General features: G+C 61.5%; 17 protein-coding genes. All 17 read left to right on the plus strand.

Features of this window, described 5'->3' with window-relative positions:
• The first annotated feature begins 23 nt into the window (after positions 1 to 23).
• The 17 genes from repC (at position 24) to AC2FNA_RS18270 (ending at position 17760) form a co-directional block, all read left to right on the plus strand.
• The gene (gene repC, locus AC2FNA_RS18190) at positions 24 to 1235 is read left to right on the plus strand and encodes a plasmid replication protein RepC (protein ID WP_089963197.1); all 1212 of its coding nucleotides are present in this window, start codon (positions 24 to 26) and stop codon (positions 1233 to 1235) included.
• Positions 1236 to 2446: 1211 nt separating this feature from the next.
• Positions 2447 to 2917 carry a hypothetical protein gene (locus tag AC2FNA_RS18195; protein WP_172975811.1) on the plus strand — a complete coding sequence of 157 codons (471 nt, stop codon included), beginning with the start codon at positions 2447 to 2449 and terminating at the stop codon, positions 2915 to 2917.
• 39 nt (positions 2918 to 2956) lie between these two features.
• On the plus strand, positions 2957 to 3895 hold the full coding sequence (locus tag AC2FNA_RS18200) for an ArdC family protein (protein ID WP_496828956.1): 939 nt from the start codon (positions 2957 to 2959) through the stop codon (positions 3893 to 3895).
• A gap of 70 nt (positions 3896 to 3965) precedes the next feature.
• Positions 3966 to 4355, plus strand: coding sequence for a DUF3768 domain-containing protein (locus AC2FNA_RS18205; RefSeq protein ID WP_496828958.1), 390 nt, complete (start codon positions 3966 to 3968; stop codon positions 4353 to 4355).
• A gap of 156 nt (positions 4356 to 4511) precedes the next feature.
• A complete protein-coding gene (locus AC2FNA_RS18210) occupies positions 4512 to 6494 on the plus strand; it encodes a ParB/RepB/Spo0J family partition protein (protein WP_496828960.1) in 1983 nt (660 codons plus the stop codon).
• Positions 6495 to 6568: 74 nt separating this feature from the next.
• A complete protein-coding gene (locus tag AC2FNA_RS18215) occupies positions 6569 to 7162 on the plus strand; it encodes a regulator (protein WP_496828962.1) in 594 nt (197 codons plus the stop codon).
• Positions 7162 to 7818: a DUF6927 domain-containing protein gene (locus tag AC2FNA_RS18220; RefSeq protein ID WP_496828964.1), complete on the plus strand. Its 657-nt coding sequence runs from the start codon at positions 7162 to 7164 to the stop codon at positions 7816 to 7818. Before AC2FNA_RS18215 ends, AC2FNA_RS18220 begins: the two co-directional genes overlap by 1 nt.
• A 76-nt stretch (positions 7819 to 7894) precedes the next feature.
• Positions 7895 to 8221 (plus strand): type II toxin-antitoxin system RelB/DinJ family antitoxin, encoded by a 327-nt coding sequence (locus AC2FNA_RS18225; protein ID WP_496828966.1) that lies wholly within the window; start codon positions 7895 to 7897, stop codon positions 8219 to 8221.
• On the plus strand, positions 8208 to 8483 hold the full coding sequence (locus AC2FNA_RS18230) for a type II toxin-antitoxin system RelE/ParE family toxin (RefSeq protein WP_127657713.1): 276 nt from the start codon (positions 8208 to 8210) through the stop codon (positions 8481 to 8483). Before AC2FNA_RS18225 ends, AC2FNA_RS18230 begins: the two co-directional genes overlap by 14 nt.
• A 106-nt stretch (positions 8484 to 8589) precedes the next feature.
• Entirely contained in the window at positions 8590 to 12852 is a 4263-nt protein-coding gene (locus tag AC2FNA_RS18235; protein ID WP_496828968.1) for a strawberry notch-like NTP hydrolase domain-containing protein, read from the plus strand.
• Positions 12853 to 12978: 126 nt separating this feature from the next.
• The gene (locus tag AC2FNA_RS18240; protein ID WP_132464639.1) at positions 12979 to 13365 is read left to right on the plus strand and encodes a DUF6878 family protein; all 387 of its coding nucleotides are present in this window, start codon (positions 12979 to 12981) and stop codon (positions 13363 to 13365) included.
• A 1-nt stretch (position 13366) separates the two neighbouring features.
• On the plus strand, positions 13367 to 13819 hold the full coding sequence (locus tag AC2FNA_RS18245; RefSeq protein ID WP_085818492.1) for a DUF6915 family protein: 453 nt from the start codon (positions 13367 to 13369) through the stop codon (positions 13817 to 13819).
• A 109-nt stretch (positions 13820 to 13928) separates the two neighbouring features.
• Positions 13929 to 14231 (plus strand): hypothetical protein, encoded by a 303-nt coding sequence (locus AC2FNA_RS18250; RefSeq protein WP_085818125.1) that lies wholly within the window; start codon positions 13929 to 13931, stop codon positions 14229 to 14231.
• Between the two features lie 125 nt (positions 14232 to 14356).
• Positions 14357 to 15085 carry a DUF736 family protein gene (locus tag AC2FNA_RS18255; protein WP_496828971.1) on the plus strand — a complete coding sequence of 243 codons (729 nt, stop codon included), beginning with the start codon at positions 14357 to 14359 and terminating at the stop codon, positions 15083 to 15085.
• A 155-nt stretch (positions 15086 to 15240) separates the two neighbouring features.
• Positions 15241 to 15777 carry a hypothetical protein gene (locus tag AC2FNA_RS18260; RefSeq protein WP_350080300.1) on the plus strand — a complete coding sequence of 179 codons (537 nt, stop codon included), beginning with the start codon at positions 15241 to 15243 and terminating at the stop codon, positions 15775 to 15777.
• Between the two features lie 129 nt (positions 15778 to 15906).
• Positions 15907 to 16506, plus strand: a complete 600-nt coding sequence (locus tag AC2FNA_RS18265; protein WP_350080318.1) for a rhomboid family intramembrane serine protease — start codon at positions 15907 to 15909, stop codon at positions 16504 to 16506.
• A gap of 249 nt (positions 16507 to 16755) precedes the next feature.
• Complete coding sequence (locus AC2FNA_RS18270) at positions 16756 to 17760, plus strand: AAA family ATPase (protein ID WP_350080298.1); 1005 nt, start codon at positions 16756 to 16758, stop codon at positions 17758 to 17760.
• Positions 17761 to 17762 lie beyond the last annotated feature (2 nt).

Here is a 17762-nt window from a genome sequence, read left to right on the forward strand (position 1 = left end):
TTTTTGTCTTCGTGGACATTTTCATGGAGTACACACCAATCTCGCCGTTTATGCGGCCGATTTCGCACGCCCATTTGCGCGTCATTGAGCGACCCGAGGCATCTGTTCCAGCCAGACCCGTTAACAAGTGGGAACTCCTGCGCGAGCTCTCCAAGGCGCAAGCGGCCTTTGGGGTCTCGGAACGTGATCTGACGGTTTTGCAGGGGCTCCTCAGCTTCTTTCCGGACGATGCGCTTGGCGGGAACGCCGAGATGGTCGTCTTCCCCTCGAACAAGGCGATCTGTGAGCGCCTGAATGGTATGCCCTGCTCCACGATGCGTCGTCACCTCGCGCGTCTTGTCGAGGCTGGCTTGCTCCAGCGGCGCGATAGCCCCAATGGGAAGCGCTACGTCCGTAAGCACGGCGAAGACCGCGTTGCCTTTGGCTTCGATCTTTCCCCGCTCTACTGTCAGTCCGAGGAGATAGCACGGGCCGCAGAGGCCGTACGTGAGGCTGAGGAGCGCGTCAGGCGCCTGAGAGAGGTCGTAAGCCTCATGCGCCGCGATCTCGCGGCCCTCGCCGAGTTCGGAGACGAGATGCAGCCAGGCCTAGGCTTCTGGGATCAGCTTCGCGACAGGGCTGCCCTCACAGCCCGCGCGCTTCGCCGCAAGCTTTCAGTTGAGGACCTCGCGGCCTATCGAGCCGACCTTGAAGCTCTCCTTGACCAGGCACGCAACATCATTGATGGCCCTGAAACAGAAGAAATGAACACCAATGATGCCCAATCTGAGCGTCACCATCATAATTCAAATAAAGAATCTATAGATCTTGAACCTGCTTTAGAAAAAAGCGGGGCGGCGGCGGGTGTGCCAGATGTGGATACGAATGAGCCGGTGGCTGACGTTGATGAACAGGACACAAGACACCTGCCAAAGATCCCGCTGCACCTAGTGATCGCGGCATGTCCCTCGCTCAAGACCTTCTACCAAGGTGAGATCCGGCATTGGCATCAGCTTTTCGATGCGGCGTGCCATGTGCGGCCAGCCATGGGCATCAGTGCGTCTGCATGGGAAGAAGCACAGCGTTTCATGGGTCCGGAGCAAGCGTCGATCGTCGTTGCTGCCATGCTGGAACGCTTCGCCGACATAAGATCGCCTGGTGGATACTTGCGAGCTCTGACTGCCAAAGCTGCGGCAGGCGAGTTTTCCTGTGGCCCAATGGTCATGGCATTGATTGGCCGGCGGAACGCGGCTTAACAGCTGTTAAACTCCGATCTCGTGCGGCTGGCATGGCATAACTTAACAGCTGTTAAGTAGGCTCTCGGCACACAAACGGTGTTCGAGAGAGAAAAGTTAGGGGGTTGAGGTGTGGCGGTATTTGAGATCGTGAAAGTGGCTTTCGTCTTCGTCGCGGCGAAGATCTGATGACGAGGGCATCCCGATCATCATGGTAAAACCTCAGCTGGTGACCATCGCTGCTAGTAGCGCAAAGGCGGCTAGCGAAGAACATACAGAGCGTTGCGCTGTAGCCAACCTAGCAGTTGCGCGCCTCCGCGGCCCCTGCCCTTTTCGATGTCTGAGATCTGATGATGAATACCCTCAACAATTGGCTCAACGCTATCCGGCGCCTGCTGACGGCGATTTGGGTCCTGGCCTCGGATATTCCCTTGGCCTTCATCGGTGCTAATGCCTGAGAGGTAGGTTGTGGATGTCTGTTGCATGATATCGTGGCTACGGGCCGTAGCGCACAAGGAGCAGACGATCGATGGTTGCCAAAACCGTTTGACCAAGGGCTCGATCCTCGAATTCCCGCGCGCGGGGAGCCGGTAACTTCTCAGTCACTTCGATAATGGCGACATGGCCAGCGAGGCAATCGGTTCCTCAAGCGCAGCAGCTGGTTGCCAGCGGTCCCGCGTTCCACTGATTTGGTCGTAGTGGACGGCGACGACATCGAAGAACAGCGGGTGCAACTTGATCTCTTGATTTCATGACACCCGAACTCTTCAAAAGAGTGCTTTGATGTTGGCTGCGGAATGATCTGATCCACCCGGTGGATGAAAGCGATTTAATAACAATGGGTTATTGTGTTTTAGTGTTCGCGATGAGAAATTATGCCCATAACAGCCATCATCGACATGGTTTCCCTTTCCAGGGTGCCGATCCGCTACATCGGCGGGAAGCCAAAGCATCAGCACGCTTTATGAAGAAGTTGGCAGTTGCGGGCCGATTGAACGGTTTGGGCTATCTCGTGAAGAAGGAGCCGCCACAGGTCTAGCCGATGGGCCCTGTGGAAGTTCTGATCCCGTCGTACCAGTACAGTTCGGTGGCGATTGGGTGTTTCATGGGTTTGGTCCACGAAAAGTGAAAGTGTTCTTCGGGTTTTGTGACTGACGGATGAGGGCCTTTGGGGTCCCTCAGATGGGTCCGGGCCGGGTTCCGGTCTGCCGTTCCGGATGAAGGGCATTCCCATGCAAACAGGTGTCTTGCGCGTGCTCCGCGCAACCGCCGCCTCCTGGTGGCGACATAGAGAGCTGCGCCGAACTGGCCAGACGGCGCTGGCACAGCGGCTCGAACGCCAGACCGTCCTGCGTGATCTCGGCTATCTGAAGCAGGCGGCGTCATTGCCAAACGCGCGTGTGATCTGCGGCGAGGGTGGGACATTCCTCCATCTCGGTTGGACCACCGTGTCGAGTTTCGCGCCGATCGAGCGCTTTCCCTTGGCCGCGCTTACGGTCGCGCGAGGGACGCCGTTCATCGATATCCGACCCATCAGTGACGTCATCGCCTTCGCGAACGTGCCGCGGGTGGCGCGAGGCGGATCGGTCGACGCTGACCATTCAAGTGCCGGCCAGTCTGTCTCGCTGACCACCTACATCGACATGGTCGAAAAGCTCGGCGCGAGCATCACCAACGATCCGCGGCCCTGTCGGTCAACCTGATCCCCAAACTTCTCACCAACACACGAAAGGACGCCAGCCATGGCCCGATCCCGCACGCCCAAATTCGATGCCTCCGAGGTCATCACAAGCGAAATCATTCGCATCATCGAGCGCGGTGTACTGCCGTGGCGCAAGCCATGGACCGCAGGTGGCAGCTCGCGTCCTCTGCGCGTTGGAGGAGAGCCGTACCAGGGGGTCAACAACTTCATGCTGACCATGCGCACCGTGATGGCGGGCCATAGCTCGCCCTTCTGGATGACGCTGCCTCAGGCCAATGCCTTGGACGCGAAGGTGCGCAAAGGCGAGAAGTCCTCTGTCGTTGTCTACTACGGCCAAAGCCGGAAAGACGCCGGCGGCGAGGATGATCAGGAGGAGAGCGATGATCGGTCCGAGGAGGCCGGCATCTACCGCTTCCAGAAATCCTACCGCGTATTCAATGCCTGCCAGATCGAGGGCTTGCCCGACAGCTTCTTCCCCGATCCGGAGCCCGAGCCCGAGCATCCGCCGTCCGAGCCCATCCCGCACATGCAGGCGTTTTTCGATGCCATCGACATCACAACCGTCTTCACGGGAACGGAAGCGTACTATCTGCCCCCCGTGGACAAGGTTTACATGCCATCCATCACGCGGTTCCAGGACCCGCGCAATTTCTACGGGGTCTGGGCGCATGAGTTGGCCCATGCGACGAAAGCCCCCCATCGATTGAACCGTGATTTCGGGTTCTCGAAGTTTGGCAACACGTCCTATGCGCGCGAGGAGATCGTCGCGGAACTGACCTCGGTCTTTCTGGGGCAGACGCTCGGCTTCACGGCGCATACGCTCGAGATGAATGCCGCCTACCTCCACAACTGGTTGCGTGTCCTGCGCTCCGACAAGGGCGCGATCTTCCGGCACGCCGCCGATGCGCAGGGCGCCTGTGATTATCTGATCGCCAGATCGGAGGCGGGCAGGGCAGGGGAGGTCGACCAGGCCGCTTGAGGGAATGTGTCTCGGCAAAGGGAAAGCAGGCTTTGGGAAGGGTATTTCAAACTTCTCAAAGGACAGACCCATGACCTCCGTAGCACACCCTCTGACAGACCGCCCAGACCCCGCCGTAATCGCCGATCAGAACGATGCCTTCCGCAAGCTCGCCTGCCTCGGGATAGCGCCAGAGGCGCCCATACAAGGCCGCATGCATGTGACTCGCTCGCTCATGGAGGCCGGTGACGGCTTCATGGCCGAGGCGGTGAAGGCCACGGGCATATTCGAGACCTTCGAGTCTGAGAATGACCCGGAAGGCTGGCACGATTTCGGGGCGGTCGAGATCCGGGGCGAGACCGTGTTCTGGAAAATTGATCTCTATGAAGCAGATTCCGACTTCCGCTACGGCGCCGAGGCCCCGGACAATCCCGCTACCACCATGCGCGTGCTGACCATCATGCTGGCGCGCGACTGGTAGGGGAGGGGACATCCCAACTCTGACACCTCAAGCGATAAAGGCCCGCTGCCCCTAAAAAGGTAGAGCGGGCCTTTTGTTGTCGTGATCCCCGCCCTTGGGGATTGACCGCGCATCTGAATGCGCGGGCCGCTCCAAATCCATCGAGAAGGATATCCCATGACCGCAAGTTTCAAACCCGTCTCCGTCGCCATCGGCGATCTGACAGCTCACCCCGCCAATGTGCGCAGCAACTCCCCGGAAACCTACGACCCCGAGAACATCGCTCATCTGAAAGCCAGCATCGCCGTGCTGGGCCTGCTCCAGCCGCTCCTAGTCCAGAAACTCGACGGCAAATACGCCGTGCTGGCCGGCGGGCGTCGTCACGCCGCGCTGAAGGAGCTGGTCTCGGACAAGGCCGCCAAGGGCTTCTCGGCGAAGACCAAGGTAGATTGCCGCCTTGTCCCTGAGGATTGCGACGTCACCACCGCCCTGTCGCTCGCCGAGAACATCACGCAAGCGCCGATGAACGCGATCGATGAGTTCGAGGCCTTTGCCCGGATGATGGAGGTCGACGGCCAGACGCCCGAGACCATCGCCAAAACATTCGGCACGACAGTCGCCGCCGTGAAGGGCCGGTTGCGCTATGGCCTGATCCACCCCGACATCCGCGCGGCGGCTCGGGCGAAGACAATCACACTCGACACGATGAAAGCCTTTGCCGAGCATCCGAGCCAGGAGGTGCAGCGCGAGGTCTTCGAGACGCTCACGAAGGACGGAGGCTATCTGCAGGCCTATACCGTTCGACAGGCGCTGAAATCCCGCGGGGTGCAGGTCAGCGATGATATCGGGGCTTTCGTGCGCGAAGACTACGAGGCGAGGGGCGGAGCGATCGCGGCCGATCTGCTGGAAGAGCATTCCGTGCTCGAGGATGCGGCGCTGGTCGAAACCATCCTGCTCGAGAAGCTCGGTGCCGCCGCCGAAGAGGCTCGCATAAAGCTGGGCTTTGCTTGGGCCGATGCGATGGTGCGCTATGATTACGCGACCATGGCCGACTATGGCCGCGTCTATCCCGGCCCGATCGAGCCGGATGAGGCTTCCCAGAAGCGCATCGACGAGATCACCGCCGCGCTCGAGCAACTCCAGCTCGAGATGGAGGATGAAGGGCTTGAGGACGACGCATACAACGCCCTCTACGACCGTGTGGACACGCTGGAGGAGGAAGCTCGCGACCTGCAAGAGGCCTATAGCGCCGAGGACCTCGCCCGCGCCGGCGTGATCGCGTCCTGGTCGAGTGGGAAGGTGACGCTTCATGTGGGTCTTATGCGCCCGGAGGACACCGTGAAAGACGAGGGCAAGCGCGGCGCCTCGAGTACCCCGACCGGGGAGGAGGCTCCGGCCGCCGGCGAGATCACCTACCCGGCCTCGCTGGCAGAGGACCTCAAGACCGAGCGAGCCATGGCCCTTGGTGCCGCGATGGCGCTGCATCCCGATGCCACGCTCGATCTGACGCTCTTCAAACTGGTGAGTGACGTTCTAGGTCGCGGCATGAGCGTCACGCAGGCGATCAGGATCGATGCCCGCAAGGAATACCGCAACCACGCCAAGATGGACGAGATCGACGAGACCTCGCTTGAGCAGGTGGCGGCGGCGCATGACGCGCTCGACCTCTCGTGGCTCGATGACACCCGCGCGCCCGCCGATCAGTTCGCAGCTTTTCGCGCGCTCGATGCTTGTGAGAAGGCCAAGCTCGTCGCCTATGCCACGGCCAGCACCACGCAGTCCTGCTTTGCGCGGGATCGGCAGCGCGACAGCCTGATGCATGACTTCGAGATCGAGATCATGCCCGACATCCGCGCCCATTGGACGCCGAACGCGGCGCTGTTCAATCGCTTCAAGAAGGCCTGGCTCCTGAAGATCCTCGGCGAGGATCTGGGCCTCGCCCAGGAGGCGGTCACGCTGGCCTCCTCGAGCAAGAAAGAGATCGTCGCCTTCTGCGACAAGCTCTTTGCTGAGCCCTTCGCCACACTCACGGACGTGCAGCGCGCTGCCGTGGCCGCCTGGTGCCCGCCGATGATGCAGACGGCCGGTGTCGCCTGTGATGAGGCGGAGCCAACCGCGGAATCTCCGGAGCCTGACAGCGAGGTCGCGCAAGCGGTCTGAGCCCTCAAGCGACCCGCGCAAGCCCTTCTGCCTGCGCGGGTCGACCCTCCCACACTCAACGGAAAGACATCCCCATGGCTATTCTCAAGTTCTCTGCCTCCGCTGTCGCGGCGCAGATCGCCCATGCGCGCGCCAGCAAGACCTTCCTGCCCAACTGGAACGGCCCGGTGGACAGGCCCGCCCTCATCCTCATCGTCGGCAATGGCGTGCATCTGCGCTCGAATGGGATCGACGGCACGACCACCCGCATCGTCACCACCGAGCAGGCCGATCCCTCCTTTGCCTTCGCCGACGGCATGAACCCGTTCCGGGACACCGACTGGATGGCGCAGCGCCGCATGGCGTTTCGCGATCTGACCGGCCAGTTCTACACCGACATCCTCGACGATGTGCAGGTGCTCATCGACCGGGGGCAGGGGGCGATCCGGCTTGCCACCGATGGCCACAGCATCCGCGTCTTCGTGCGCCGGGCCTCGGACTACCTCATCGGTGGAACCTACGACGTGCCATCGGGTCTTGGCGGCACGTTTCGGGTCATCCTCAAGGATGCCTGCGACACCTTTGCGATCGTGCAGAACTGCGGCAATTGCGAGGATTTCGACGCCATGCAGCCCTATCGCGTGCCGCTTGACGCGCTGATGGAAATCGATGACCGGAGGGCTGCCTGATGGGTTGGCTGTTCTACACGGACCGCAGCGTCCAGACCTATACGGATGAGAAAGCGGAAATCACCCGGCTTTGCAGCTTCGAGAGCGACACGCGCAAAACCGAACTGGTCAAAGCCTGTAAGGTCGGTTCCACCTGGTATGCGGCGGCAAAGGTCACCAATCGCGACGGCACACCTGTCGAGGACACGACCTATATCACCGATCCTGACAACTCGATTACCTTCGGCGCTGTCTTCCTCACCCGATACGATGACGGCTGCTGGGGCTACAAGGACATGGAAGAAAGCGCCGGCCCCGTCGAGTCCCGCGCGCCGCTCAGCCTTCTGGCGCTTCTCTCCGACCTGAAAGACCCTGACAGCTACGCCCATGCCTGGCGCCAGCGTTGCCGGGACTGGGCTGCGATCCCGGACTACGAGGAAGGCGACAAGATCAGGCTCGCGGCCCCTGTGACGCTCACCGATGGCAGCACCTGCCAGATCGTCACTGCGACCCACTACAGGCGGGGGCGGCAAAACCGCCGCTGCTACCGCATTGAGGAAACCGGCGGGCTCGTGCGGCTCTCTAGGGCCTCGCTTGCGGGCTCGGAGCTGATAAGTTCCGCGAAGGGTGCGGCCAGTCCTGTGCTGGCGGAGTTTCTGGCGGGGCAGGGTGGCTGAGTTTCTCGCTGAGACAATACGACGAAACAACGCGCGCACATACCGCCGACTTGAAATCGTATCTCAAATGAGATACATGATTCCTATCAATTGGAGAACCACCATGCCTGCCCAAACATCCATGCTTCATGTCCGTGTTGACGATCAGTTGAAAGCACAGGCTTCGGACGCACTTGCAGGCGTCGGTCTGACGCTCTCCGACGCAGTGCGTATTCTTCTGACCCGCGTGGCCGCAGAAGGCGGATTGCCTGCCGGATTGACTGCTGATCCGGATGCCTATGACGCCTGGTTCCGGGCGAAGGTACAGGAAGCGCTGGACGATCCAAGTCCCACAACGTCCCATGCCAAGGCGATGCAAGACGCCCAGGCATTGATTGACGGGAAGCGCCTTGCCAAATCTTGAATGGAAAGCGACGGCCACCGCCGACTTGCTGGCAATCATTGACTACATCTCTGACGACAACCCGGATGCCGCCCAAGTTCTCAAAGACGAGATTGAACACAAGACGTCCCTCCTTCCTGAACGCCCTCTGATGTACCGCGCGGGCCGTGTGGACGGGACTAGGGAGATGGTTGTTCGGCCGAACTACATCGTGGTTTATGCTGAAAATCCTGAGATGGTGACCATTTTACGCGTTCTTCATGCTGCGCAGCAGTGGCCATGATGGGGGTGCAGGCCCCCCGCTAAGAAATTGCCCGCTCTACGCCTTCAAAGTGTAGAGCGGGCTTTTTGTCCTTTGGAACTCAGACCCTGATCCAAAGGAAATCTCCATGTCCAAGCCCAAACTGGCAAACCCGGCTCTCTCAATCTCCGACGCTGATCTCACCTCTGCGCTGGCGCAAATCGGCGCGGAGATCGACCACCAACCCCTGCGCAGTTCAGCGCTCGCGCGCATCATGCGCGAGACGTTTCATGGCAGCGACGCCGGCGGTGCCTGGGGCTGGCGCATGGCATATGACCTGATGCAGGCCGCGGCTGTGCAGGCGCTGCTACGTGGCGACAAAAGTGAGGATGATTACTCCGCCGCAAAACTCCTTGCGTCACGTCTCCTGACGGAAACCCGCCGGTCAGAGCAGCAGATCCGGCTGCAGCAGTTTTCCACGCCACTGCCATTTTCCGCCTTGGCCGTGCGGGCGGCTGCGGTCCGCAAGAGCGAGACCGTTCTGGAGCCCTCGGCGGGCATCGGCGCCTTGGCCGCTTTCGCCGCCCGGGCCGGTGCCACCCTTGTGCTCAATGAAATCGATCCCTTTCGCCAGAGCCTTTTGCGCGCGGTCTTTGGCGGCGATGTGACGGGCCATGACGGTGAGCATATCGACGATCTGCTGCAGACGCCGGTTCTACCCGACGTCGTGGTGATGAACCCGCCCTTCGCTTCTTCGGTCGATCGGTCGCGGGACAAGCACATCGCCGCCAAACATCTCATCGCGGCTGCAAAGCGTCTCGCGCCCGGTGGGCGGCTGGTGGCGATCATGCCGCCGGGGTTCACGCCCGAACGCGATGCCGCGCATTGGTCCCGCGCCTGCGGTCTCCTGACGCCGCGATTGGCGCTGACGATGCCGGGACAGGTCTATCGCAAGCTCGGCACTTCTGTCGAAACCCAGCTGATGGTCTTCGACAAGGTACAGGAGGAAGGCGAGATGATCCGCGCCGGTGTCCGGGACTTGGATGAAGCCCTACCTTTTGTCCAAGTCGTGGCCGCAGCCCGGACCGAGATGCGCCCCGTACAACAGGCAGCGGCGATCCCTCATGCTCGGCCGACAGTTCCATCATCTGCCCCGCGAAAGGCCGCCGCTGCGCCTGTCGCCGCCTCCAAACCCCGGGCCAATGCCGTCCGCACGCTCAGCTTCACGAGCCTTCAGACCCCGCGCGACAACACGCCAATCTCGGATATCTATGCACGCTACCGTCCGCAGCGGATCGAGATCGCGGGTGCGCAGGAACATCCCACCCCGCTCGTCGAAAGCATCGCCATGGCCTCGGTTGCCCCGCCCATGCCCTCAAACACGGGCAGTGATGACTTGCGCCTGCCCGCACGGTTGATCGAGGAGGGAGATCTCTCCGAGGCGCAGCTCGAGACCATCATCATGGCGCATGATGCCCATGGGCGTGATCTGCCCGGTCGGTTTACCATCGATGGCGACCAGACCAAGCTGACGCGCGCCGATGATGACCCGGATGCACGTGCCTATCGCCTTGGCTATTTCCTCGGCGACGGCACCGGTTGCGGCAAGGGCCGCGAATGCGCGGGGCTCATTCTCGTGAACTGGCTTTCCGGGCGCAGGAAGGCGATCTGGGTTTCCAAATCTGCCACGCTTATCGAGGACGCGATCCGGGACTGGACCGATCTCGGCGGCTCGCCCGCCGACATCCAATCGCTCTCCAAATGGAAACCGGACCAGCCCATCCCGATGGGTGACGGCATCCTGTTCGTGACCTACGCCACGCTGCGGTCCGCAGGCAAATGCGGCACCACGCGGCTGAGCCAGATCCTTGCCTGGATGGGCGAAGACTTTGATGGCGTACTGGCTTTCGACGAGGCCCATGCCATGCAGAACGCGGCAGGATCCGAGCAGGGCAGGGGGGTCAAACCCTCCCAGCAGGGCCTCGCTGGTCTGCGGCTGCAACTGGCAGCACCCCGCGCCCGCGTCTTCTACATCTCGGCCACGGGTGCCACGAGCGTGCATAACCTCGCCTATGCCGCGCGGCTCGGACTCTGGGGGCAAGGTCCGGAATACCCCTTCCCAAGCCGCGAGAGTTTCGTCTCGGCGATGGAGGCAGGCGGTGTCGCCGCCATGGAGGTGGTGGCGCGCGATCTCAAGACGCTCGGCCTCTACACGGCCCGCGCCCTCAGCTTCGATGGCGTGGAATACGATGTGCTGGAACATGCGCTCACCCCGGCCCAGATCGAGATCTACGATGCCTATGCGGGCGCATTTCGGACGATTCACCACAATCTCGAAGCGGCACTGACGGCGACTGGCGTCAATGACGCCTCTGGGGAGACCAATGCCTCGGCCGCACGTGCCTCGGCCAAATCTCGCTTCGAGAGCACGAAGCAGCGCTTCTTCAACCACCTCCTGATGGGCATGAAAGCCCCGACCATCATCTGCGCCATCGAGGATGACCTCGCGGCGGGCAACGCTTGCGTCATTCAGGTGGTTTCGACAGGCGAGAGCCTGCTGAAACGCCGGCTTGAAACGATGGACCCCGACGACGAGCTCGTCGAGGGTGCCCTGACGCCGCGCGACTATGTTCTGGGCTACCTCGAACAGGCCTTCCCGATCCACGCGCAAAAGCTCGTGGAAATCGACGGCAATATGGTGGCGGAACCTTTGCGGGATGAGACCGGGGCGCTGGTTGTCTCGCGCGAGGCGCTCGCCCTGCGTGACGCGGCCATGATTGAGTTGATGACGCTGGCCCCGATCGCGTCGGCGCTGGATCAGATCCTCTGGGCCTTTGGCGACGAGGCTGTAGCAGAGGTCACGGGCCGGTCCATCCGGCCCCTCAAGGCCGAGGATGGACATCTCTTCATCGAAAAGCGCAGCCCCAGCAGCAATTCCTCCGAGACCCAAGCCTTCATGGAGGGCGAGAAGGATATCCTGATCTTCTCCGATGCGGGCGGGACGGGCCGGTCCTATCATGCCGCAAAGACGGCCAAGAACAAGAAACGGCGGCGGCACTACCTGTTGGAGCCTGGCTGGCGCGCCGATGCGGCCATCCAGGGGCTCGGCCGCACGCATCGCTCTGCCCAGGTCAGCGCGCCCTTCTTCCGGGTCTGCACCTCCGATGTGCATGGCGAGAAGCGCTTCACCTCAACTATAGCCAAACGCCTCGACCAGCTGGGGGCCTTGACGAAGGGCCAGCGCGAGACCGGCTCGCAAGGCATGTTCCGCGAGGAGGACAATCTCGAAAGCCCGATCGCGCGAGCGGCGCTGCGTGGGTATTTCGCCGATCTTGCCGTCGGGCGAGCCGAGGCGATGAGCTACGAGAGCTTCACCGACTGGACGGCCCTGCGGCTGATCGACAAGGACGGGGTGCTGCTCGAAGAGCTTCCGCCGATCCAGCGGTTTCTGAACCGGGTGCTGGCCCTTCCCATCCACATGCAGAACGCGCTCTTTGTCGAGTTCATGCGCCGGATCGCCGATCAGACCGAGCGGGCGCGGGCCGCAGGCACGCTCGATCTCGGCGTCGAAACCCTGCGAGGCGAAAGGATCGAACAGGTCTCCACCGAAGATCTCTGGACCTGCCCGAAATCCGGCGCCGTGACGCGGATCATCGGGCTCGAGGTCACCGACCCGGTCCGTGTGCTGTCAGCGGATGACGCCCTGTCGCGCAATCCCGACAAGCTCCCCATGGTCAATCGCGCCTCCGGCCGCGCGGCGCTCATCTCGGCGCGGCCCATGCAGATGTATGACGAGGACGTCGTCACGCTGATGCGCAAGGCGGTGCGGCCAAACGGGTCGAGCTACCTGGAGGAGGCGCGGTTCGGGTCTTCTGCCTGGGAAGAGATCAGCAAGCCTGAGTTTGCGCGGCTTTGGGATGCCGAGGCTGCGTCCCTGCCAAAAACCACCACGACCAAGCTCTATCTGCTGACCGGGCTTCTGCTACCGATCTGGAAGGACATCCCGACCACCAATGAGCGCATCTATCGGGTCACGCCGGATGGGGCGACCGCCATGATCGGGCGCACGCTGAGCGAAGAAGGGGCGGCCGCGCTGCGCTCCCGCTTCCTCGTCTCCAACCCGCAAACACCGCAGGAGATGATGACCGTCGCTCTTGGCACTACAGCGCCTGTCGATATTGGCCGGGGTCTGACCCTGACCCGTCGCCGTGTCGCAGGCGAGATGCGCCTCGAGCTGGGCGGTGCGGATCGGGGTATGATCGAAAGCCTCAAAGCGCTTGGCTGTTTCACCGAGATCATCGCCTTCCAGTTGCGGGTGTTCCTCCCGCATGGGGACGGTGTCGACACGGTCAGCATTCTGGCACGGATCGTGGGGCAGGGAACCCCCAGAGCGGCGGACCAAGCCGCCTGAAAAGTCAAAGAGGGCTTTGGGTCGGGCGTCGCGGATCGGGATTTGACCGGTCTGCGCGTTCCTGGTGCGCGGGCAGGCCAATGGCACGCCTGCGCGCGCCCCAAATTCAGACAAGAGGACAGACCCATGACCAATCCCCAGATCGACTATGCCGCAATGGCGGCTCAGTGGCGCGCCGAGCGCGAAACCACCCTGAAAGCAACCCGAGCGGAACTGATCGCGCAATTGCGCGCGCTTGGCATCAACGAGGTCACCGCCGAATACGAAGGCTATGGCGACTCTGGCAATGTCGAGGACGTGAATGTGCAGCCTGCGGAGGTCAAACTGCCGGAAGCGCTTGTCACCGCCGTGGGCGATTTCGCCTGGTCACTCGCCTATCACTATCATCCGGGGTTCGAGAACAACGAGGGCGGCTATGGCACGCTGACCTGGGACATTGCAGCAGACAGCATCACCCTCGATCACGCCGACCGCTATGTCGAATGCTCGCACAGCTATGACGAGGGGCTTTGAGATGGCCCATCCGCTTCATCATGCCGAAAGCTCTGCCCGGAAGTTCGGCGGGGTGCCGTCTGACTATCAGGCCGTCCACGATTGGTTTGACGCCTCGAAAGAACACCTCGCGCTCTTCACGCACCGGGCCTTGCGCCACCATACCCAAGGTCTGTTCGATGCTGAACGTGTCTTCGGTCTGACCCTGACCAATAGCGCAGGTCGGGACATCCCCGTGCGCTGGATCGGCGAGCAGCATGTTCGAGAAGACTGTCAGGGCCGTATCCCGAGTATGGCTGACTGGCTGCGACGAATCCAGCCCGAGCCATGGATGGCCAATGGCCATATCGAGCAGCACGTCAGCGGGGAGCCCTGCGGCGATCCAAGGGTTGCCTGGGCCTCCGAGGTCGCCGCCGGACGAACGGTTCTTGGCCTGAAAGATTGGATGGCGGCGCGCGCGACGCAAGCCACGTAAAGCGCCTGACAGCTCTCGGTCGTTTGCCAAACGAATGCTGCATAGAAGCCCGGTCGGAAGATCGGGCTTCTTGCGGCGTTTACCCACCATTCTTCTTAAGGAGCTTCGCATGACACTCGATGACATCAAGGCGGCCGTCGATGCCGGCCAAACCGTGCACTGGGCCAATACTGGCTACGTTGTCTACAAGGACCGGCTCGGTCAGTACCTCATCACCTATGTGCCGAATGGTAGCTGCATCGGTCTGACCGACCGGGGCGGGCACGGGTTGAACGGGGAAGAGGCGGAGTTCTTCATCGCGCGATCGAAGGACAGCGCGGAAAATCCGGGCAGTCCAACAAGATCAGAAGGGCAGGGGAGGGGCGTTGTACCCGGAGGCGCGGGGGCATTCCCACTCGGACGGCAGCTCTGACCCGTGCGCGGGGCTGAAAGGAAAGCAGGCTTTCTGATTTGTGATCCCTCAAGGGGTCGAGAAAGCAATCCCGGATGCGCTGGCAAGAACGTCAGGCACCGGCCAATCCAAGAAGGAACTATCCCATGTTCGCAGGAACCCTCACCCGCAATGTCGAGACCGCCGCCGCTGAATACACCGGCATGATCCACTCGACGCGCTTTGACATCGCCATCCAGCTCGAGGCACGGGCCAAGATGTCCGAACGCAGCCCGGATTACGACGTGACGGCGATCAACAAGTCGGGCCGCAAGGTCCGCATCGGCACGGCCTGGAACGAAACCGGCACGACCAGCGGCAACCCCTACATCTCCATGCAGATCGATGTCGGCCTTGGTCCCTTCCGGGTCAACGCGGTGCAGACGAAAGAGGCGCGCGCGGCCAAGAGCGGCGAATTCGAGATCATCCCGCTGGTCTCGAACGGCCTGATGAAATCCGGCTCGATCTCGGGCGAGCTCACCGCCATGGACGCCGACAACGCCTTCACCGGCTACATCGCCAACATGATGTTCGATCTGGAGTTCATGCTGATCGAGAACAGCTACAAGACCGAGGAGACCCACCCCGATTACCGCATCGAAGTCAGCTCGCCCCGGGGCACGCCGATCCGCGTCGGCTCGGCCTGGATGGCCAAGAGCAGCCGCACGGGCAATGACTACCTGTCGCTGCTGATCAACACGCCTGATGGCGACCTGCGTGTCAACGCCGTCCAGAACGAAGAACAGCGCGGTGGCCAGACTTTCTCGATCATCCCGTTCATCGAAAGCGGTGAGCAGCCGCAGGACGCGGGCGCGGGGCTGTCGCTGGTCGCGTGATCAACGCGCGAGATTAGACGATCTGAACCGAAAGGGGGAGCCGTGGGACCACGGTTCCCCTTTTTCCATGTCTGGCTGCACGACGCACGCATCTGCTTGCGATCTGATGAATATGATATACGATAATATATTATTGAATGGGTGAGGGTAGGCACATGGTGGCGAGACTGGGAAAAGCTCCGTGGTTCGAGAGCTTTGATGTAGACGCAGAGGTTGCAGAGCTTCTTGCTCATATCGAGCGTTGCACCGGAATTGCACTGCCTGAACGACAGCGTGATGTCATCATGACCCATGCAAGGGCAAAGCTCGACAGGACAAGGCAGGCATATCTGGAGGCCAAGGCGGCGGGTAAGCCGGTGTCCACATCGCGCCGCGCCTATCTGACCGACCTGCAGGACACGATCTTCATGGCGATCCCGGAAGAGAACCTCGCGCGGATGCTTCTGAGCGAGCAGGTTGTGAACGATCCATCATTTTACGCGGACGCCATGCACCGTGCCGCTGCGATCAGCGAGGATGAGCTATTCATGGCGCTGTCCTCTTCGCTGAAAGACATGACAGTCCAAGACGCCCGCGCGTTCGTCTCCAAACTTTGGCACGGCACGATTGACGACAATGCCCGCAAATATGCCGAAGCGTTGAAGCGCCCCGAGCGTGAAATCATGCCGCTGCGGCCTGGGAACACCGTGTAAGATCGGAGCCATTCTCTTGGCTTGAGCACTACCGAGGTTGGCCGCCGCGACCCCCTTTCCCGGAGGTGGCACCCTGTGCAGCGCGCGAAAGCCGTTGAAGGCGCTGTGGGGACGACTACTGTCGCCAACATGATGAAACGGGATCACATGCGCGTCTTCTTCCGGCGAACCGCGGCGCTTGCCGCCTTTGTCGCGCTGCTCTGGGCGGTTCAGGTTGTCAATTGGATCACCGGTTACGGCCTGAACCCGGCCTTCGGCCTGATCCCCAGGCATGGCAGCGGGTTGGATGGTGTCATCGCTATGCCCCTCCTGCATGGGAGCTTCTCGCACCTGATGGCCAACACGCCGCCGCTCCTGGTGATGGGTGGACTGCTGGTGGCAACAACCACGCGAGCCTTGCTGTCCGTGAACGCCGTGGTGATCGGCCTTGGGGGCGGTCTCGTGTGGTTGTTCGGCGGCTCGGCGATCCATATCGGTGCGTCGGGGCTGATCTTCGGCTGGTTTGGTTTCCTCATCGCGCGCGGTCTTGTGGATCGCTCCCCGATCACGCTGGGCGCGGCACTGGTGGTCGGTGTCCTCTATGGCTCTATTCTCTGGGGCGTTCTTCCGGGCCAACCCGGCGTGTCGTGGGAGGCACATCTCTTCGGCGCCATCGCGGGCGCGGGCGCTGCGTTCCTAATCCGAACGCATGTACATGCGCCGCGCCTCGGCGGCGTCGATCTGGACTGAAGCGGTACGCCAGACGTGGTTGGCCCCAACCGGACCTTCATCATTGACCGTCATGCTGCGTTGCGGAACGTCTTAGCTGACTTTTTTCGCCAGAGGCGTTACGCTCACACTGTCGCGTTTTTGCTTGGGGTGCCGAATTCCCGTCGACAAATCAGCGAGGATTTGCGATCTTCGCACAAAATCGAGACGGTCCGACAGACTAACCCGTTGGGAAAAAGGAAATCGTCGCAAGCACCAAGGGTCTGGAGCATGTCCAACGCAAAGCAGATACTGGCTATGCTCCAGAGCAAGGCGGACGGTGACGACGAGCATTTCTATTCAATTGCGTTGCAGGTTGCCGCCGCAGAGGCCCGGCAAGGGCGTCGTACACTCGCAGAAGACCTGAGGGCCGCTGTAGACAAGGCGCGGGAGAAGGCGACGTCGGGCCAAACCGTCGCCGTGCCTTTCGCGTCCCCGCGTGGTGATCTTGCCGACTTGATCGAGATGCGCCCGCCGCGCTTCGATCTTGAAAGCGTCGTCATGAACGCCTCGTTGCGTACGCGGCTGGATGACGTTGTCTTGCAACAGCACAAGCGTGACTGGCTCCGCGAACATGGCAAGACGCCCAACCGGCGTGTTCTCTTCGTCGGACCACCGGGTTCGGGCAAGACGATGTCGGCGGAAGCCTTGGCTGGTGAGTTGCGGTTGCCGTTGTTCGTAATCCGCCTAGAAAGCCTGATCACGCGCTTCATGGGTGAGACTGCCGCCAAGCTGAGGCTCGTTTTTGACGAAACCGCCCGTCACCGGGGGGTATATCTCTTTGACGAATTCGATGCTGTCGGAGGAAATCGAGGCGCGACGAATGACGTTGCCGAGATGCGCCGCGTGTTGAACTCTTTCCTGCAATTCATGGAAGAGCCGAATTCCACGGACAGCGTGATCATTGGCGCAACGAATTATCCAGACCTGCTCGACCCGGCTCTGTTGCGCCGGTTCGATCTGGTTATGGAATTCTGTCCGCCCACTGACGAAGAAATCCGCACGATCATCAAGTTCAATCTGCGGCCAATGAAATTCCCCAACCTGAAGTGGAAGAGCATTCTTGCATCGGCCCAAGGGTTGAGCCAGTCTGAGATTGCCCGCGCAACAGAAGACGCGGTGAAAAGCGCAATCCTGGCTGAGCGGAAGAACGTGACATCGGACGATCTGCTGCGCAGGCTGAATGACAGGCGAGAAATGCGAGAGGCGTTTCGACCTTCGGCAGTGAACAAGTAGTA

It is taken from the genome of Ruegeria sp. YKSD163, assembly GCF_059612905.1.